This window comes from Streptacidiphilus sp. MAP12-20 (assembly GCF_041262525.1).
Classification (GTDB): Bacteria; Actinomycetota; Actinomycetes; order Streptomycetales; family Streptomycetaceae; genus Streptacidiphilus.
Window position 1 is genome coordinate 189,505 of sequence record NZ_JBGCCK010000011.1, and the last position, 14,500, is coordinate 204,004.

Annotated in this window: 12 protein-coding genes; 8 read left to right on the forward strand and 4 right to left on the reverse strand. The window is 71.6% G+C overall.

Annotated elements, in window-relative coordinates; translation table 11 throughout:
- Positions 1–57 precede the first annotated feature (57 nt).
- The 5 genes from ABIA32_RS17450 to ABIA32_RS17470 all read left to right on the forward strand — a co-directional run bounded on the left by ABIA32_RS17450 (position 58) and on the right by ABIA32_RS17470 (position 3,936).
- Positions 58–714 (forward strand): PadR family transcriptional regulator, encoded by a 657-nt coding sequence (locus ABIA32_RS17450; RefSeq protein WP_370096060.1) that lies wholly within the window; start codon positions 58–60, stop codon positions 712–714.
- Positions 715–916: 202 nt separating this feature from the next.
- On the forward strand, positions 917–2,005 hold the full coding sequence (locus ABIA32_RS17455; protein ID WP_370096062.1) for an ATP-binding cassette domain-containing protein: 1,089 nt from the start codon (positions 917–919) through the stop codon (positions 2,003–2,005).
- Complete coding sequence (locus ABIA32_RS17460; RefSeq protein WP_370096064.1) at positions 2,002–2,799, forward strand: ABC transporter permease; 798 nt, start codon at positions 2,002–2,004, stop codon at positions 2,797–2,799. Before ABIA32_RS17455 ends, ABIA32_RS17460 begins: the two co-directional genes overlap by 4 nt.
- Before the next feature lie 37 nt (positions 2,800–2,836).
- Positions 2,837–3,451 carry a TetR/AcrR family transcriptional regulator gene (locus tag ABIA32_RS17465; protein WP_370096066.1) on the forward strand — a complete coding sequence of 205 codons (615 nt, stop codon included), beginning with the start codon at positions 2,837–2,839 and terminating at the stop codon, positions 3,449–3,451.
- Between the two features lie 170 nt (positions 3,452–3,621).
- Positions 3,622–3,936, forward strand: a complete 315-nt coding sequence (locus ABIA32_RS17470) for a hypothetical protein (protein WP_370096068.1) — start codon at positions 3,622–3,624, stop codon at positions 3,934–3,936.
- Here ABIA32_RS17470 and ABIA32_RS17475 read toward each other — a convergent pair.
- The gene (locus tag ABIA32_RS17475) at positions 3,855–5,153 is read right to left on the reverse strand and encodes a multidrug effflux MFS transporter (RefSeq protein WP_370096070.1); all 1,299 of its coding nucleotides are present in this window, start codon (positions 5,151–5,153) and stop codon (positions 3,855–3,857) included. The genes ABIA32_RS17470 and ABIA32_RS17475 overlap by 82 nt on opposite strands.
- A gap of 278 nt (positions 5,154–5,431) precedes the next feature.
- On the opposite strand from ABIA32_RS17475, the gene ABIA32_RS17480 reads away from it, so the two are divergent.
- A complete protein-coding gene (locus ABIA32_RS17480; protein ID WP_370096072.1) occupies positions 5,432–7,492 on the forward strand; it encodes a phosphocholine-specific phospholipase C in 2,061 nt (686 codons plus the stop codon).
- A 14-nt stretch (positions 7,493–7,506) separates the two neighbouring features.
- Here ABIA32_RS17480 and ABIA32_RS17485 read toward each other — a convergent pair whose 3' ends face one another.
- Positions 7,507–8,982 carry an MFS transporter gene (locus ABIA32_RS17485; protein ID WP_370096074.1) on the reverse strand — a complete coding sequence of 492 codons (1,476 nt, stop codon included), beginning with the start codon at positions 8,980–8,982 and terminating at the stop codon, positions 7,507–7,509.
- A gap of 312 nt (positions 8,983–9,294) precedes the next feature.
- On the opposite strand from ABIA32_RS17485, the gene ABIA32_RS17490 reads away from it, so the two are divergent.
- Both ABIA32_RS17490 and ABIA32_RS17495 read left to right on the forward strand, forming a co-directional pair.
- On the forward strand, positions 9,295–9,720 hold the full coding sequence (locus ABIA32_RS17490; protein WP_370096076.1) for an ATP-binding protein: 426 nt from the start codon (positions 9,295–9,297) through the stop codon (positions 9,718–9,720).
- Positions 9,687–10,805: a PP2C family protein-serine/threonine phosphatase gene (locus ABIA32_RS17495; protein ID WP_370096078.1), complete on the forward strand. Its 1,119-nt coding sequence runs from the start codon at positions 9,687–9,689 to the stop codon at positions 10,803–10,805. The genes ABIA32_RS17490 and ABIA32_RS17495 overlap by 34 nt, the downstream gene beginning before the upstream one ends.
- A gap of 14 nt (positions 10,806–10,819) precedes the next feature.
- Here ABIA32_RS17495 and ABIA32_RS17500 read toward each other — a convergent pair whose 3' ends face one another.
- Together ABIA32_RS17500 and ABIA32_RS17505 are read right to left on the reverse strand one after the other, a co-directional pair.
- Positions 10,820–12,880 (reverse strand): phosphocholine-specific phospholipase C, encoded by a 2,061-nt coding sequence (locus ABIA32_RS17500; protein WP_370096080.1) that lies wholly within the window; start codon positions 12,878–12,880, stop codon positions 10,820–10,822.
- A 150-nt stretch (positions 12,881–13,030) separates the two neighbouring features.
- Positions 13,031–14,329 (reverse strand): ATP-binding protein, encoded by a 1,299-nt coding sequence (locus tag ABIA32_RS17505; protein WP_370096082.1) that lies wholly within the window; start codon positions 14,327–14,329, stop codon positions 13,031–13,033.
- Positions 14,330–14,500: the final 171 nt, after the last annotated feature.

Here is a 14,500-nt window from a genome sequence, read left to right on the forward strand (position 1 = left end):
CACGCGCTATACCCGTGGTCATATACTCGGCTACGAGTAAGTGAGGAGGTGGCTCGGGTGGGCAAGCGCAAGCTGAGCAATCCGCTCGCCCTGGCCGTGCTCTCGCTCTGCAGTGAGCATCCGCGTCACCCCTACGAGATGTCACAGGTGCTGCGCCAGCGTGGCAAGCAGGGCAGCATCAAGATCAATTTCGGTTCGCTCTACACCGTCGTCCAGAACCTGGAACGACATGGCTTCATCGAGGCCGCGGGTACCGAGCGCGACGGCCGCAGGCCCGAGCGCACGGTCTACGGCCTCACCGACGCCGGTCGCGCCGAGCTGCACGACTGGCTGTCGGAGCTGCTCAGCGTCCCGGCGAAGGAGTATCCGCAGTTCGAGGCCGGCCTCTCGCTGGCGGGCACCTTCCCGCCGGACGAGGTCGCCGCGCTGCTGCGCAAGCGGCTGGCGGCGCTCGATGACAGTGTGTCAGCGCAGGTCACCGCGCTGGAACAGTGTGTCGCGGTGCTGCCGCGGGTCTTCCTGATCGAGGCCGAGTACGCGCTCGCGATGCAACGCGCGGAGCGGGCGTGGCTGCTCGGCCTGATCGAGGAGATGGACGCCGGCACGCTCAGCGGCCTGGACGGCTGGCGTGAGTACCACGCCACCGGCCGGCCACCCCAGGAGTGGACGGAGCTGGAGGCACGGGCGGCGGAACTGCCGCATCCCGACCTCTGAGCCGGAAGAACCGACAACCGAAAAGGGCCCCCGCCCGGTGCGGCAACACCAGCGGGGGCCGGGACCTCGCGACCGGCCTGCGGCAACAGACAGCATCACCAACAGGATCTGGTAGCTACGAGGAACACGCATCCCCATCGTAGCCCGGATCCCCCGCCGTAGATCGGCAGCACCAAGCCGTCACGACCGGAGGAACCCCGTCATGAACACCGACACCAGGACGCCGTCACCCGGCGCCGTCCCCGACCGCGCCGCCGAACAGAGCGGCGGGGCGGGCGCGGCCGTGCACGCCGTCGACCTCGTCAAGACCTACCACCCCAAGGGCCGCGGCAAGGCCGCGCCCGAGGGCGTCCGCGCGCTGGACGGGCTCAGCATCAGCGTCGAGCCCGGCATCGTCTTCGGCCTGCTCGGCCCGAACGGCGCGGGCAAGTCCACCACCGTCAAGATCCTCACCACCCTGGCCGCCGCCGACTCCGGCACGGCGACGGTGGCCGGCTTCGACGTGGCCCGCGAACACGCCAAGGTCCGCCGAGCCATCGGCGTCGTCGCCCAGCGCTCCGGCGCGGATCCGGTCGCCACCGGCCGTGACAACCTGCTGCTGCAGGGCCGCCTCTACGGCATGGGCGGCGTCGAACTGACCCGCAGGGTCGACGAGCTGCTCGCCCGGTTCGACCTCACCGAGGCCGCCAGGCGTCAGGTGAAAACGTACTCGGGCGGCATGCTGCGCCGCCTCGACGTCGCGATCGGGCTGGTCCACCGCCCGCAGGTGCTCTTCCTCGACGAGCCGACCACGGGCCTCGACCCGGAGGCCCGCACGGCGATGTGGGAGGAGATCGAGCGTCTCGCCGGCGCCGAGGGCCTGACCATCCTGCTCACCACGCACTACCTGGAGGAGGCCGACAAGCTCGCCGCCCGCCTCGCCATCGTCGACCGTGGCCGTATCGTCGCCGAGGGCACGCCCGACGCGCTCAAGGGCGAACTGCACGGCGACGCGGTGGCGGTGGAACTGTCGCGTCCTGCGGCCGACGAGCTGCCGGTGGTCGGCGCGCTCGGCGCGGTGTCGGGCCTGAGGGACATCACCGTCGACGGCCGCCGGGTGGCGGCTCGCGCGGACGACGGCGCCGCGGCGGTCCCGGCCGTGCTCGCCGCACTGGACCGGATCGGCGCGAGCGTCGCCGCGGTCACGGTCTCCCGTCCCTCGCTGGACGACGTCTACCTCCGCTACGCGGGCCGCAGCTTCGCGGCCGCCGAGAACGTGATCGAGCACGCGGCCGAAGGAGCCTCCCGATGAGCACCGCAGTCTTCGCTCCCTCCGCGGCCGTGCGCGAGACGTGGTTCATGACGCAGCGCCAGTTCATGGCGTTCCTGCGGCAGCCCGCGTACCTGATCATCACGCTGATCCAGCCGGTGATCTGGCTCTTCCTCTTCGGCGCACTGTTCCGCAGGGTGGTCGAGATCCCGGGCTTTGGCGCGGGCAGCTACCTCGACTACCTGGTCCCCGGCGTGATCGTGATGAGCGCCGTCTCCTCCAACATGTGGGCCGGCATGGGCACGCTCGAGGAGATCGAGCGCGGCACCCTGAACCGCTTCCTGATCACGCCGGTGCACCGCAGCGCGATCATGAACGCCAATGTGCTGATGCAGACACTGACCACGGCCTTCCAGTCGGTCGTCATCGTGCTGCTGGGCTGGCTCGGCGGCGCGCACTACCCCGGCGGGGCAGCGGGCCTGCTGGTGCTGGTCGTCGCCTCGTCCGTGCTGGGCGCGGTCTTCGGGGCCTTCTCCAATGCGATAGGCATGCTGGTGCGGGAGCGTGAGTCGATCATCGGCATCAACACCTTCATGCTGCTGCCGCTGACCTTCCTCTCCTCCGCCTTCATGACCACCGGTCTGATGCCGCACTGGATGCAGGTCGTGGCCCGGTTCAACCCGGTCAACTGGGCGCTGGAGGCGGGCCGTGCGGCGATGTCCGAGCACGCCGACTGGTGGTCCGTGCTGAGCCACGGCGGGTGGCTGGTGCTGCTGGCAGCCGGTGCGATCTGGCTCTCCATGCGGACCTTCCGTTCCTACCAGAAGTCCGTCTGACGTCACGTTTCCGCGTCGCGGGCGGCAGAATCGGGGTGTGCCCCACTCCCGGTTCTCCGCCCGCGCCCGCTACCACCACGGCGACCTCGCCAACGCGCTCGCCCGCGAGGCGGTCGCTCTCGCCCGCGAGGGCGGCCCGGAGGCGGTGGTCCTACGCGAGGCCGCCCGCCGCGCGGGCGTCTCCGCGGCGGCGGCCTACCGGCACTTCTCCTCCCACGAGGAGCTGCTGCGCGTCGCGAAGGAGCGCGGCCACGAGTTGCTGGCGGACGCGCTGGACGCCGCGCTGGACGCCGTCGTCGGGCCACGGGAGCGGCTGCGGGCGCTGGGCGCGGCGTATGTGGGCTTCGCCCAGGCGGAACCGGGCCTCTTCCGCACGGCCTTCTGCCACGGCGCACGGGAACTGGCCGTCGGCCCGGAGGCACTGGGGGAGTACCGCGCCTTCCAGACCGTGGGCGCGGCGCTGGACGCGCTGCTGGCCGTCGGCCTGATACCGGCGGAGCGCAGGCCCGGGGCCGAGCTGCCGGCGTGGGCTGCCCTGCACGGGCTGGCGCTGCTCACCATCGACGGCCCCCTCGCCAGCTGCGGTCCTGAGGACTTCGCAGCGGTCCTGGAATCGACCCTCGATCTCGTCGAACGCGGCCTCACCAGCTGAGGTTGCACGATCTGGGGGCGCGGGGCTCTGCTTGATCAACTGCGCGCGCGTAACCACCTGCCGCCGTGCCGATGGCCCTGCTCGTTCGGGGACCCACCTCCCCGGTGGCTTGCCGCGCGCGCAGTTGATCAAGCAGAGCCCCGCGCCCCTGATCGTGCAACCGGCCGCCCGTGCGCCGCGCCGACGGCGGACTCGACTACCGCTGCTCCGCGGAGCCGGTCGCGGCCTACGTCCGCAAGGGCGGGCAGGCCGCCGACACGGCAGGGCGGCAGTGTCTCTGCAACGGGCTGCTGGCGACCGTCCGGCTGGGCCAGCGCCGCCCCGGCGGCCGCGAGGAGCCGCCGTTGCTGACGCTCGGCAAGGACCTCGGCTTTCTCGCCGCGCTCGCCCCGAAGGGCGCGGCCTACCGCGCGGCGGACGTGGTCCGCTGGATCGGTACCGGGGTCGAGCCCCCGGTCGAGCGCCTGCCCACCAGCAGCGCGTAGACCAGCACCGACGCCAGCGCGAAGGACGCCGCCACGCTCGCCATCGGCAGCGCCGTCCCGCTGCCGCCGAGGCCGACCAGCGGGGCGGCGAGGCCGCCCACGCCGTACTGCAGCAGGCCGACCAGCGCGGAGGCCGCGCCGATCCGGCCCGGGTGGCCCTCCATGGCCCGCGCGGTGGAGTTCGGGCCGATCAGGCCGATGCTGGAGACCAGCACGAAGAGGCTGGCCAGCACGCCGGGCAGGCCGAAGCCGAACTGCACCGACGCCAGCAGGCCGAGCCCGCCCGTCGCGCTCAGCAGCAGCCCGGCGCGGAGCAGCGTCTCGACCGCGAAGCGGCGCAGCAGCAGCCCGTTGAGCTGCCCCAACAGCACGATGCCCAGTGCGTTGCTGCCGAAGACGAAACTGAAAGTCTGCGCGTCGAGCCCGTAGACGTTCTGCAGCACGAACGACGAGCCCGAGATGTAGGCGAACATCGCCGCCAGCGCGAAGCCGCCGCAGAGCGCGTAGCCGACGAACGCACGGCCGCGCAGCAGCGCGCCCATGCCGCGCAGGGTCTCGCCGAGCCCGCCCCGCCTGCGCCCGGCCGGGGGCAGCGTGTCGCGCAGGCCCAGTGCCGCCGCGGCCAGCAGCAGGCAGCCGATCAGCGCGAGCGCGAGGAAGACCCCGCGCCAGTCGGTGAAGCGCAGCAACTGTCCGCCGATGACCGGCGCGAGGATCGGTGCGGTGCCGTTGACCAGCATCAGCGCGGAGAAGAACCGGGCGGCCGCGACGCCCTTGTGCAGGTCGGAGACGACGGCACGGGAGATCACGATGCCGACGCCGCCTGCCAGGCCCTGGACGATCCGCAGCGTGGTCAGCGTCTCGACCGAGGGCGCGAGCGCGCAGAGCACGGACGCCAGCGCGTAGGCGGCCAGCCCGATCAGCAGCGGCCTGCGCCGCCCCCACGCGTCCGCCATCGGACCGGCGACCAGCTGGCCGAGGGCCAGACCGATGAGGCAGCTGGTGAGGGTGAGCTGGACGGCGGCGTCGGAGACGTGGAAGTCCCCGGCCAGTTGGGGCAGTCCGGGGAGGTACATGTCGAGACTCAGCGGCCCGAAGGCGGAGAGCGCGCCGAGGATGAGCAGCAGGCGGAGACCGCCGGTTCGGAGGGGCTCGTCGTCGCCGTCACTGGGGGCCGGTATGGCCTCGGTGAACGGGAGGGAGGCGGCGGAGTCCACGTCGGACGGCTCCTTGCGGGTGGGGTCGGATCGGCCGAGCGGCGGTCGGATGGATTCAGACTACCTTTCTTGGAAGGTATCTGGAGAAGCTCGGGTCGGGCGCTCATCTGAGGGCGGGTCAGCGACAGGCGAGTTCCAACATCACAAAGCGATAACGAGTCTGGTCCAAACGGTAGGCTCCGCTTCATGTCCCTGCCACCTTGGATGGGGGCTCAGGTCACTTGCGCGCTCCATAGTCCCCACGTCGAACTCTCTCGTTCTCGTTCCGGAGGACTCTCGTGGCGCCCGTCACTCGTCGCACCTTCCTTGGTTCCGCCGCCGCGCTCGGCGCGGCCCTGGGCCTGGAGTCCCTGCCCGGCAGCGCCCCACGCGCCGCGGCAGCGACCACTGGCACGATCACCGACGTCAAGCACGTCGTCGTGCTGATGCAGGAGAACCGCAGCTTCGACCACTACTTCGGCACCTTGAAGGGCGTGCGCGGGTTCGGCGACCGCGCCACCGTCCAACTGTCCGGCGGCTACAACGTCTTCGACCAGCCCAACGGGTCAGGTCGCCAGTACCCGTGGCAGATGAGCACCACCGCGCCCGCCTCGGGGCAGACCTCGGAGACCATCGCCCAGTGCGACGGCTCGCTCGACCACTCCTGGTCGACGCAGCACAAGGCGTGGAACAACGGGAAGATGGACTCCTGGATCTCCGCCAAGGGCTCCAACCGCACCATGGGCTACCTCTCGCGCGGCGACATCCCGTTCCACTACGCGCTGGCCGACGCCTACACCATCTGCGACGCCTACCACTGCTCGATCCTGTCGGCGACGGGCCCCAACCGCACCTACCTCTGGTCGGGTTGGATCGACCCCTCCGGCAGCGCCGGCGGCCCCGCCTACGACGGCGGCTCCGAGTCCGGCCTGTCCTGGCAGACCTACGCCGAGGCCCTGCAGAACGCCGGGGTGAGCTGGAAGGTCTACCAGAACGCCAACGACAACTACGGCGACAACGGCCTCGCCTACTTCAACCAGTTCACAGGCGCCTCTACCAGCAGCGCCCTCTACCAGCAGGGCATGGCCTCCGTGCCGGCCGTCACCGGCTCCACCCCGGACGACATCGCCGCCGCCATCAAGGCCGACGCGCTCGCCGGGACGCTGCCGCAGGTCTCCTGGGTCGTCGCCAACCAGGCCTTCTCCGAGCACCCCGACTGCCCGCCGAACGACGGCGCGCACTTCGTCAACCTCGTCGTCCAGGCGCTCGCGGCGGACTCCGCCACCTTCGACTCGACGGTGCTGTTCCTCAACTACGACGAGAACGACGGCTTCTTCGACCACGTCCCGCCGCCCGCCGCGCCCTCGGGCACCGCAGCCGAGTTCTACTCCGGCACCAACATCGGCCTCGGCTTCCGCGTCCCGATGATCATCGCCTCCCCTTGGACCCGCGGCGGCTTCGTCGACTCCCAGGTCTACGACCACACCTCGGTGATCCGCTTCCTGGAGACCTGGACCGCAGCGCTCGGCACCCCGGCGGTCTGCAACAACATCTCTGCCTGGCGTCGCCAGGTCTGCGGCGACCTCACCGCCGCCTTCGACTTCGCCAACCCGGTCTACGGGGTTCCCGCCCTGCCCGCCACCAGCGCGGTCTTCGGGCAGGCCAACTGCGACCCGCTGCCGAACCCGGGCCCGACCACCAACTCCCTGCCCGTGCAGGAGTCCGGCACCAAGCCCGCCCGCGCGCTGCCCTACCAGCCCAACGCCTGGGTCGACCACCTCGAGTTCGACGCGAACGGCAAGACGCTGCTCTGGCTCAAGATGGCCAACCAGGGTGCGCAGGCCACCTCCTACGCCCACTACTCCGTCTACGCCAACGCCTACCGCAGCGGCGGCCCGTGGCAGTACACCGTCGCCCCCTACAGCAACGGCACCGACGGCAGCACCAGCGACTACTACAACATCGGCACCAACTACGGCAACGGCAAGTACGACCTCACCTGCGTCGGCCCGAACCGCTTCCTGCGCCGCTTCACCGGCAACACCACGGCGGCCGGCAAGACCTGCGAGGCGACCACCAGCTACGCCGTCGCACCGGACACCGGGCAGGAGGCGCTCTGGGTGCACCTGACGAACACCGGCACCGGCAGCGTCACCTTCACGGTCAAGTCCAACAACTACCGCACCGACGGACCGTGGACCTACCAGGTCGCGGCCGGGGCGACGGTCTCGGACCACTTCAACGCGGTGGCGTACCAGAACGGCTGGTACGACTTCACGGTCACCGTCAGCAGCGACTCCAGCTGGAGCCGCCGCGTCACCGGTCACATCGAGACCGGCAGCGCGAGCGTCAGCGGCTGACGGTCAGCCGCTGATCAGCCGCCCTGGTGACGCGGCGGCGCGTCCAGACCGCAGCTGTGCTGCGGCGCTGCCTCCTCGGCCTCCGTCGCTTTCGCGCGGACGGGGTTGCGGATGAGCGCCGCGGCCAGCAGGCCGCTGAGCACGCAGAGCGCCGCCGAGATCAGTGAGGCGCGGTGGAAGCCCGCCGAGAACTCGGCGGGATGCAGGTATGCGGAACCCGTGATCCCGGCGAGCGCCGGGAGCACGGCGACCGCGATGAGCGAGGCGGCGCGGGCGACGTCGTTGTTGACGGCCGACGCCATGCCCGCGTGCGCGGCCGGTGCGGAGGAGAGCGCCGTGGAGGTCAGCGGCGCCACTGTCGCGGCCAGCCCGAGGCCCAGCACCAGCACGGCCGGCAGCACCTCGGTGACGTAGGAGCCCGAGCCGTTCACGGCCGCCAGCAGTCCGATGCCCAGCCCGACCAGGCAGGGCCCGACGCTCATCTGCAGCCGAGGTCCGATCCGCGCGGCGAGCGCGCCGGAGCGGGCGGAGAGCGCGAGCATCATCAGCGTCAGCGGGAGCAGCGAGATCCCGGCCTGGAGCGCCGAGTAGCCGGAGACCTGCTGCAACTGGATCGGCAGCAGGAAGAGCACGCCGCCGAGCGCCCCGTACATCACGAACGTGACCACGTTCGTCGCGGTGAACTGCCGCGCGGCGAAGAGCGAGAGCGGCAGCATGGGGGCGGGTGTCGCCGCCTCCCACCGGACGAAGGCGACCAGCAGCAGCACGCCGCCGACCAACGCGGTGAGCACGCTGCCGCTGCGCCATCCACTGGACGGCCCCTCGATCAGGCCGTAGGTGAGCCCGACCAGCCCGAGCGTCACCAGCAGCCCGCCGACGATGTCGATCCGCGCGCCGACGGTCCCCGGGTCGCGGGACTCGGGCACGTGCCGCAGCGCGAGCACCACGACCAGCACGGCGACCGGCAGGTTGATCGCGAAGATCAGCCGCCAGGAGACGGCCTGGACGAGCCACCCCCCGAGAAACGGTCCGACGGCGGTGGCGACCCCGCTCAGCCCGGACCACGCGCCGATCGCCCGGCCCCGGTCCTCGGGCACGAACGAGGCCTCGAGGATGGCGAGACTCCCCGGCGTGAGCAGGGCGGCGCCGACGCCCTGCAGCGCACGGGCGGCGATGAGCGTCGGCGCGTTGGGCGCGAGCCCGCAGAGCGCGGACGCGAGCGCGAACCAGACGACCCCGATCAGGAAGTACCGCTTGCGCCCGTAGCGGTCCCCGAGCGATCCGGCGACCAGCAGCAGGCCCGCGAGCGTGAGCGTGTAGGCGGTGACCACCCACTGCAGCGCGGCCAACCCGACCCCGAAATCCCGCCCGATCGCGGGCAGTGCGATCCCGACGACCGTCGCGTCGATCGACGCCAACGCCGACCCCAGCACGGTGGCGGCCAGGACCCACCGACCGGGGCCGGTCGAAAATCGCAGAGCTGGAGCCATGTTCGAAGCCTAGCCAGGCAACCCGTCGGGGGCGCGAGGAAGTGCGCGAGACACCGCTCTGTCCGGATGGCGCCGCTCGTTCGGCGACACCTGCGCGTCCGGCTTGTTCGAGCCTCGGACAGGCCCTTCGGCCTGACGCGCTGTACACCTTCGGCCGTCGGGGATCCACCTTTGGGCACAGGGAACGGCGGGCTCGTCCGCCTAGGCTCGAGGACAGAGGGGGAGCGGCGTCGGCGAGGTGGTGCCCCGCCGCCGCTCCCTTTCCTACGGCTCACCGCCGGTGCCCGCGCCCGTCCTGCCGAGGGGAACGACATGAACGCGCATGCCCGCAGCTCGGCCGCGATCCTGCGGCTCCCCCGCCACGCCAGGGCGGCCTCCCAGGCCCGCCACACGGTCGCGGCGCTCGCCGCTCCGCATGACCAGGACGTGGCCGACCGAGGCCAGCTGCTGGTCACCGAGGCGGTCGCCAACGCCGTGGAACACACGGTCGGTGCGCAGGTCACCGTCGAGCTCTCGGTCGACTCCGGCACGGGCACGATGTACTGCGCGGTCTTCGACAGCGACCCCCGCGCGCTGCGGCCGACCTCGTCCGTCCCCATGGCGGAACGCGTTCCGCAGGACGGGCCCGCCGAGTCGGGGCGCGGGCTGGACCTGATCCAGGCGCTGAGCGACGAGTGGGGATGCGAGCGGGAGGAGGGCGGGAAATGGGTGTGGTTCCAAGTCCGTCCAGCCGTCTGACCGCGCTCGCCGGGGGGATTCCGACGCCGCCGCGCTGGGTCCGCGCGCTGCCCCTCGCGCTCGTCGCGGTCGGCCTGCTGCTGGAGGTCACGCCGGCCGGTCGCTTCGCCGTCGGCTTCCTCTTCATCGCGCTGCCGGCCTTCGCCGCCTTCTCCAGCGGGCCGCGCGTCGTCTGGCTGCTCGCCCTCGTCTCGCTCGGACTGCAGGCCGTCGTCGCGCTGCCCCAGCAGCACGTCACCGAGCAGCACCACGTCATGGCCTACGCCGTGACCGGCATGGTCGCGCTGGTCTCGGCCGCCCTGGCGCGCCAGCGGCGCAGGCAGTTCCGCGACCTGGTCGCCGCCCGGTCCGTCGCGGAGGCGCTCCAGCAGACCCTGCTGCGCCCGGTGCCCGACCGGGTCGGCGGGCTCCGGACCGCCGCCCTCTACCGTCCGGCCGAGGCCGGCACGCCGATCAGCGGTGACCTCTACGACCTGGCCACGACGCCGTTCGGCTGCCGGGCCCTGGTCGGTGACGTGCGAGGCAAGGGCCTGACGGCGGTGGAGACGGTCTCCGCCGTGCTGAGCGCCTTTCGGGAGGCGGCGCACGAGGTCGCCGACCTGGAGGAGGTGGCCGCCCGGATGGACCGGCGGCTGTTGCGCGAAGCGGCGCTGACCGGCGACGGCGAGCTCTTCGCGACCGCGATCCTGGTCCAGTACGACGCGGACGGCGGGCTCACCGTCGTCAACCGCGGCCACCTGGACCCGCTGCTGGTCGCCGACGGCGCGGTCCGCACGCTCCGCACCCCAGCCGCCTTGCCCCTCGGACTCGGCGACCTGGGCGGACCGAGCGGCGAGCTCCTCCGGCACCGGCTGGCGCCGGAGGAGGTCGTGCTCCTCTACACCGACGGCGCGAGCGAGGCCCGCGACGCCGACGGGCGCTTCTACCCGCTCAGGTCGCGCCTGGCCGAGCGGTTCCCGGCGGGCGCAGGCGGGCCGGAGTGCTCTCCGGCGAAGGTCATCGCCTTCCTGGGCGACGACCTCGCCGCGTACTCCGAGAGCCGGCAGGACGACCTGGCGCTGATGGCGCTGTCCGCCGGCGGCTGATCAGCTGCTGACCGTCAGCCGCTGACGCTCGCGCTCCCCGTCTCGATGTGGCCCGTCGCGCGGCGGCTCCAGCTCGAGTCGCCGCTGACGGTGACCGTGAAGTCGTACCAGCCGTTGGTGTAGGCGATCGCGTTGAAGTAGTCCGAGACCGACGCCCCGGCGGCGACCTGGTAGGTCCAGGGGCCGTCGCTGCGGTAGTTCGTGGTGGTGATGGTGAAGGTCACCGTGCTGGTCCCGGTGTTGGTCATGGTGAACCAGACCGACTCCTTGCCCGTGTCCGGGGCCGGCGCGTAGGACGTGGTGGCCTCGCAGCTCTTGCCGGCCGTCGTCGCGTTGCCGGTGAAGCGGCGCAGGAAGCGGTTGGGGCCGACGCAGGTGAGGTCGTACTGCCCGTCGCCGTAGCCGGTACCGATGTTGAAGAAGTCGCTGGTGCTGCCGTCGGTGCCGTTGCTGTAGGGGGCGACGGTGTACTGCCAGGGGCCGCCGCTGCGGTAGGCGTTGGCGTAGAGCGAGTAGTGGGCGTACGCGGTGGCCTGCGGGCCCTGGTTGGCCAGGTCGATCCAGAGCAGGGTCTTGCCGTTGGCGTCGTACTCGATCCGGTCGACCCAGGCGTTGGGCTGGTAGGGCAGTGCGCGGGCGGGCTTGGTGCCCGGCTCCTGGGTGGGCAGGGAGTTGGTGCCCGGGCTCGGGTTGATCATGGTGTTGGCGGTGGCCTGGCTGATGGTCGCGCTGGTGTCCGGCAGGCCCGGGAGCCCGTAGACCGGGTTGGCGAAGTCGAACGCGCCGGTCAGGTCACCGCAGACCTGGCGGCGCCAGGTGGAGATGTTCGGACAGGCGGCCGGCGTGCCGATGGCGGTGGTCCAGGTCTCCAGGAAGCGCAGCACCGAGGTGTGGTCGTAGACTTGGGAGTCGACCCAGCCGCCACGGGTCCACGGCGAGACGATGATCATCGGGACGCGGAAGCCGAGCCCGATGTTGGTGCCGGAGTAGAACTCCCCGGCCGTGCCGGACGGCGCGACGGGCGGCGGCACGTGGTCGAAGAAGCCGTCGTTCTCGTCATAGTTGAGGAACAGCACGGTCGAGTCGAAGACATCGGGATCGGCGGCCAACGCCTGGACGACCAGGTTGACGAAGTGCGCGCCGTTCTCCGGCGGGCCGTCCGGGTGCTCGGAGAAGAGCTGGTTGGAGACCACCCAGGAGACCTGCGGCAGCGTTCCGGCCAGCGCGTCGGCCTTGATGGCGGCGGCGATGTCGTCGGGCGTGGAGCCGGTCGACGGCACCGAGCCCATGCCGTGCTGGGCCAGCGGACTGGACGAGGGGGCGCTGCTGAACTGGGAGAAGTAGGCCAGCGCGTTGTCTCCGTAGTTGTCGCTCGCGTTCTGGTAGACCTTCCAGCTCATCCCGGCGTTCTGCAGCGCCTCGGCGTAGGTCTGCCACTTCAGGCCCGACTCCGAGCCGCCGTCGTAGGCGGGACCGCCGGCCGCGCCCGACGGGTCGATCTGCCCGGACCACAGATAGGTGCGGTTGGGGCCGGTGGCCGACAGGATCGAGCAGTGGTAGGCGTCGCAGATGGTGTAGTTGTCGGCCAGCGCGTAGTGGAACGGGATGTCGCTTCGGGCCATGAACCCGAGCGTCCGCACCGAGTTCTTGGCGGAGACCCAGTTGTCCATCTTGCCGTTGTTCCAGGCCGAGTGCTGGGTCGACCACGAGTGGTCGAGCGACCCGTCGCACTGCGCCAGCTGCTCCTTGCTCGCGCCCCACCACCAGGTGTTGGTCGCGCTGAGCTGCCACGGGTACTGGCGTCCGGACCCGTTGGGCTGGTTGAAGACGCTGTCACCGCCCGGCAGTTGAATGGTGGCGCGGTCGCCGAACCCGCGCACGCCCTTCATGGCGCCGAAGTAGTGGTCGAAGCTGCGGTTCTCCTGCATCAACACGACGACGTGCTTGACGTCGGTGATGGTGCCGGTGGTTGCCGCCGCCGCGCGCGTGGCGCTGCCGGGCAGGGACTCCAGGCCCAGGGCCGCGCCGAGCGCGGCGGCGGAACCGAGGAAGGTACGACGAGTGACGGGCGCCACAATGGCCTCCGGAACGAGAGAACGCGACTCCAACCCAGGGACTCTCGAACAGCCAGATGACGACTGCCCGGTAACAAAGTGGCAGCGGGATGAAACAAAGCGAACGCTTGGACCAGACTCGTTACCAAACAGTAACTCTCGCCCCAGGATTCACAGTCGGGCGTGCGAGCCGATGTCGGCGCGGAAGGCCTCGACCATCGCGGTGGTGACGGTCGGTCGGCTGGCGGCGATCGCGTCCAGGTAGTCGGCCGTGCTCGCGCCCGCCTCGGCGTCGTCGCGCTCGAACGCGGTCTGCGCGGCCAGGCGCGCGGCGTGCTCGATGTCGGCGGGGGAGAAGCGCTCGCTCGCCTCGACCAGCGCCGTCACGTCCACATCGGTGCGGCCGAGCGCCGGCGCGTAGCGGGACCAGATCGCGGCGCGCGCGGCCGGATCGGGGGTGCCGATCGGGATCACGTAGTCGAAGCGGCCGGTGCGCAGGAACGCCGGGTCGATCGAGCGGACCGAGTTGGTCGCGCAGACCAGCAGCCGGCCGTCGCGCTCGCGGAAGCCGGGGATCAGCTTGAGCAGCTCGTTGGTCACCCCGTGCATCGCGTGCATACCGCCGCCCACGCCCCCGCCGCCGCCCTGCCCGGCCTCGCCGCGCACCGGGGCGATCTCCTCGACCTCGTCGATGAAGACCAGCACCCGCTCCAGCTCGCCGATCCGGGTGAAGGCGCTGCGCAGCGCCGCCGCCAGATTGCCCTCGTCGGCGAGGCGGGAGGGGAGCAGCTCGACGAAGGGCCAGCCCAGCCGCGAGGCGATCGCGCGGGCGAAGGTGGTCTTGCCGGTGCCGGGTGGGCCGAAGAGGGTGATCGCACGCGGCGGCCGCACGCCGTGCCGGGCGGCGCGCTCGGGTTCGGCGAGCGGCAGCACGATCCGGCGCTCGATCAGGTCCTTCTCCGCCGTCATCCCGGCGACCTGCTCCCACAGGTCGCCGCCGAGCACCCGCCCGCCCAGCTCCTCCAGCGATCCTGCGGCGGAGCCTGCGGCCGGCTCGGTCTTCTCGAAGTACGCCGCGGCCGGACGGCGTTCGTAGCCGGCGTTGCGCAGGCCCTCGCCGAGCAGCTCCTCCTCGGGCAGCACGTAGGCGATCCGCCGCACCCGCGCGTCCACCAGCCGCCGCTCAAGCTCGCGCAGCAGCGCGCTCGGCAGGCCGCGTCCGCGCCAGGCGGGCGCGATCGCGATCCGCATCACCCACGCGCGCTCACCCGCGCCCGCGACCTGCGCGAGCGCCGCCCCGATCGGCACCCCGTCGTGCACGGCGACGACGGCCGGCTGGCGCGAGGTCAGCGCGGCGATGCACTCGGCGAGCGAGAACACGGACTCCTGGCCGAGACCTGCCGTGCTGTCGATCAGGTGGACGACGGCGGCCAGGTCGTCCTCGCGGTAGTCGTGGATGAGCCAGTTCACGGGGCTGCCCCTCTTCTGCTCGGGTTCCGGTGACCCTAGAAGCAGCTCCTGCGGTTCGTCCCACTCCGCTTCGGACAATGCGGCGTGGACGAACCGTACGCGGTTGCGGCTTGCGCCGCGTCGCTCAACCGCGCGGCGGGCGCGCCGCGAAGTAGCGCAGGCCCTGGATCA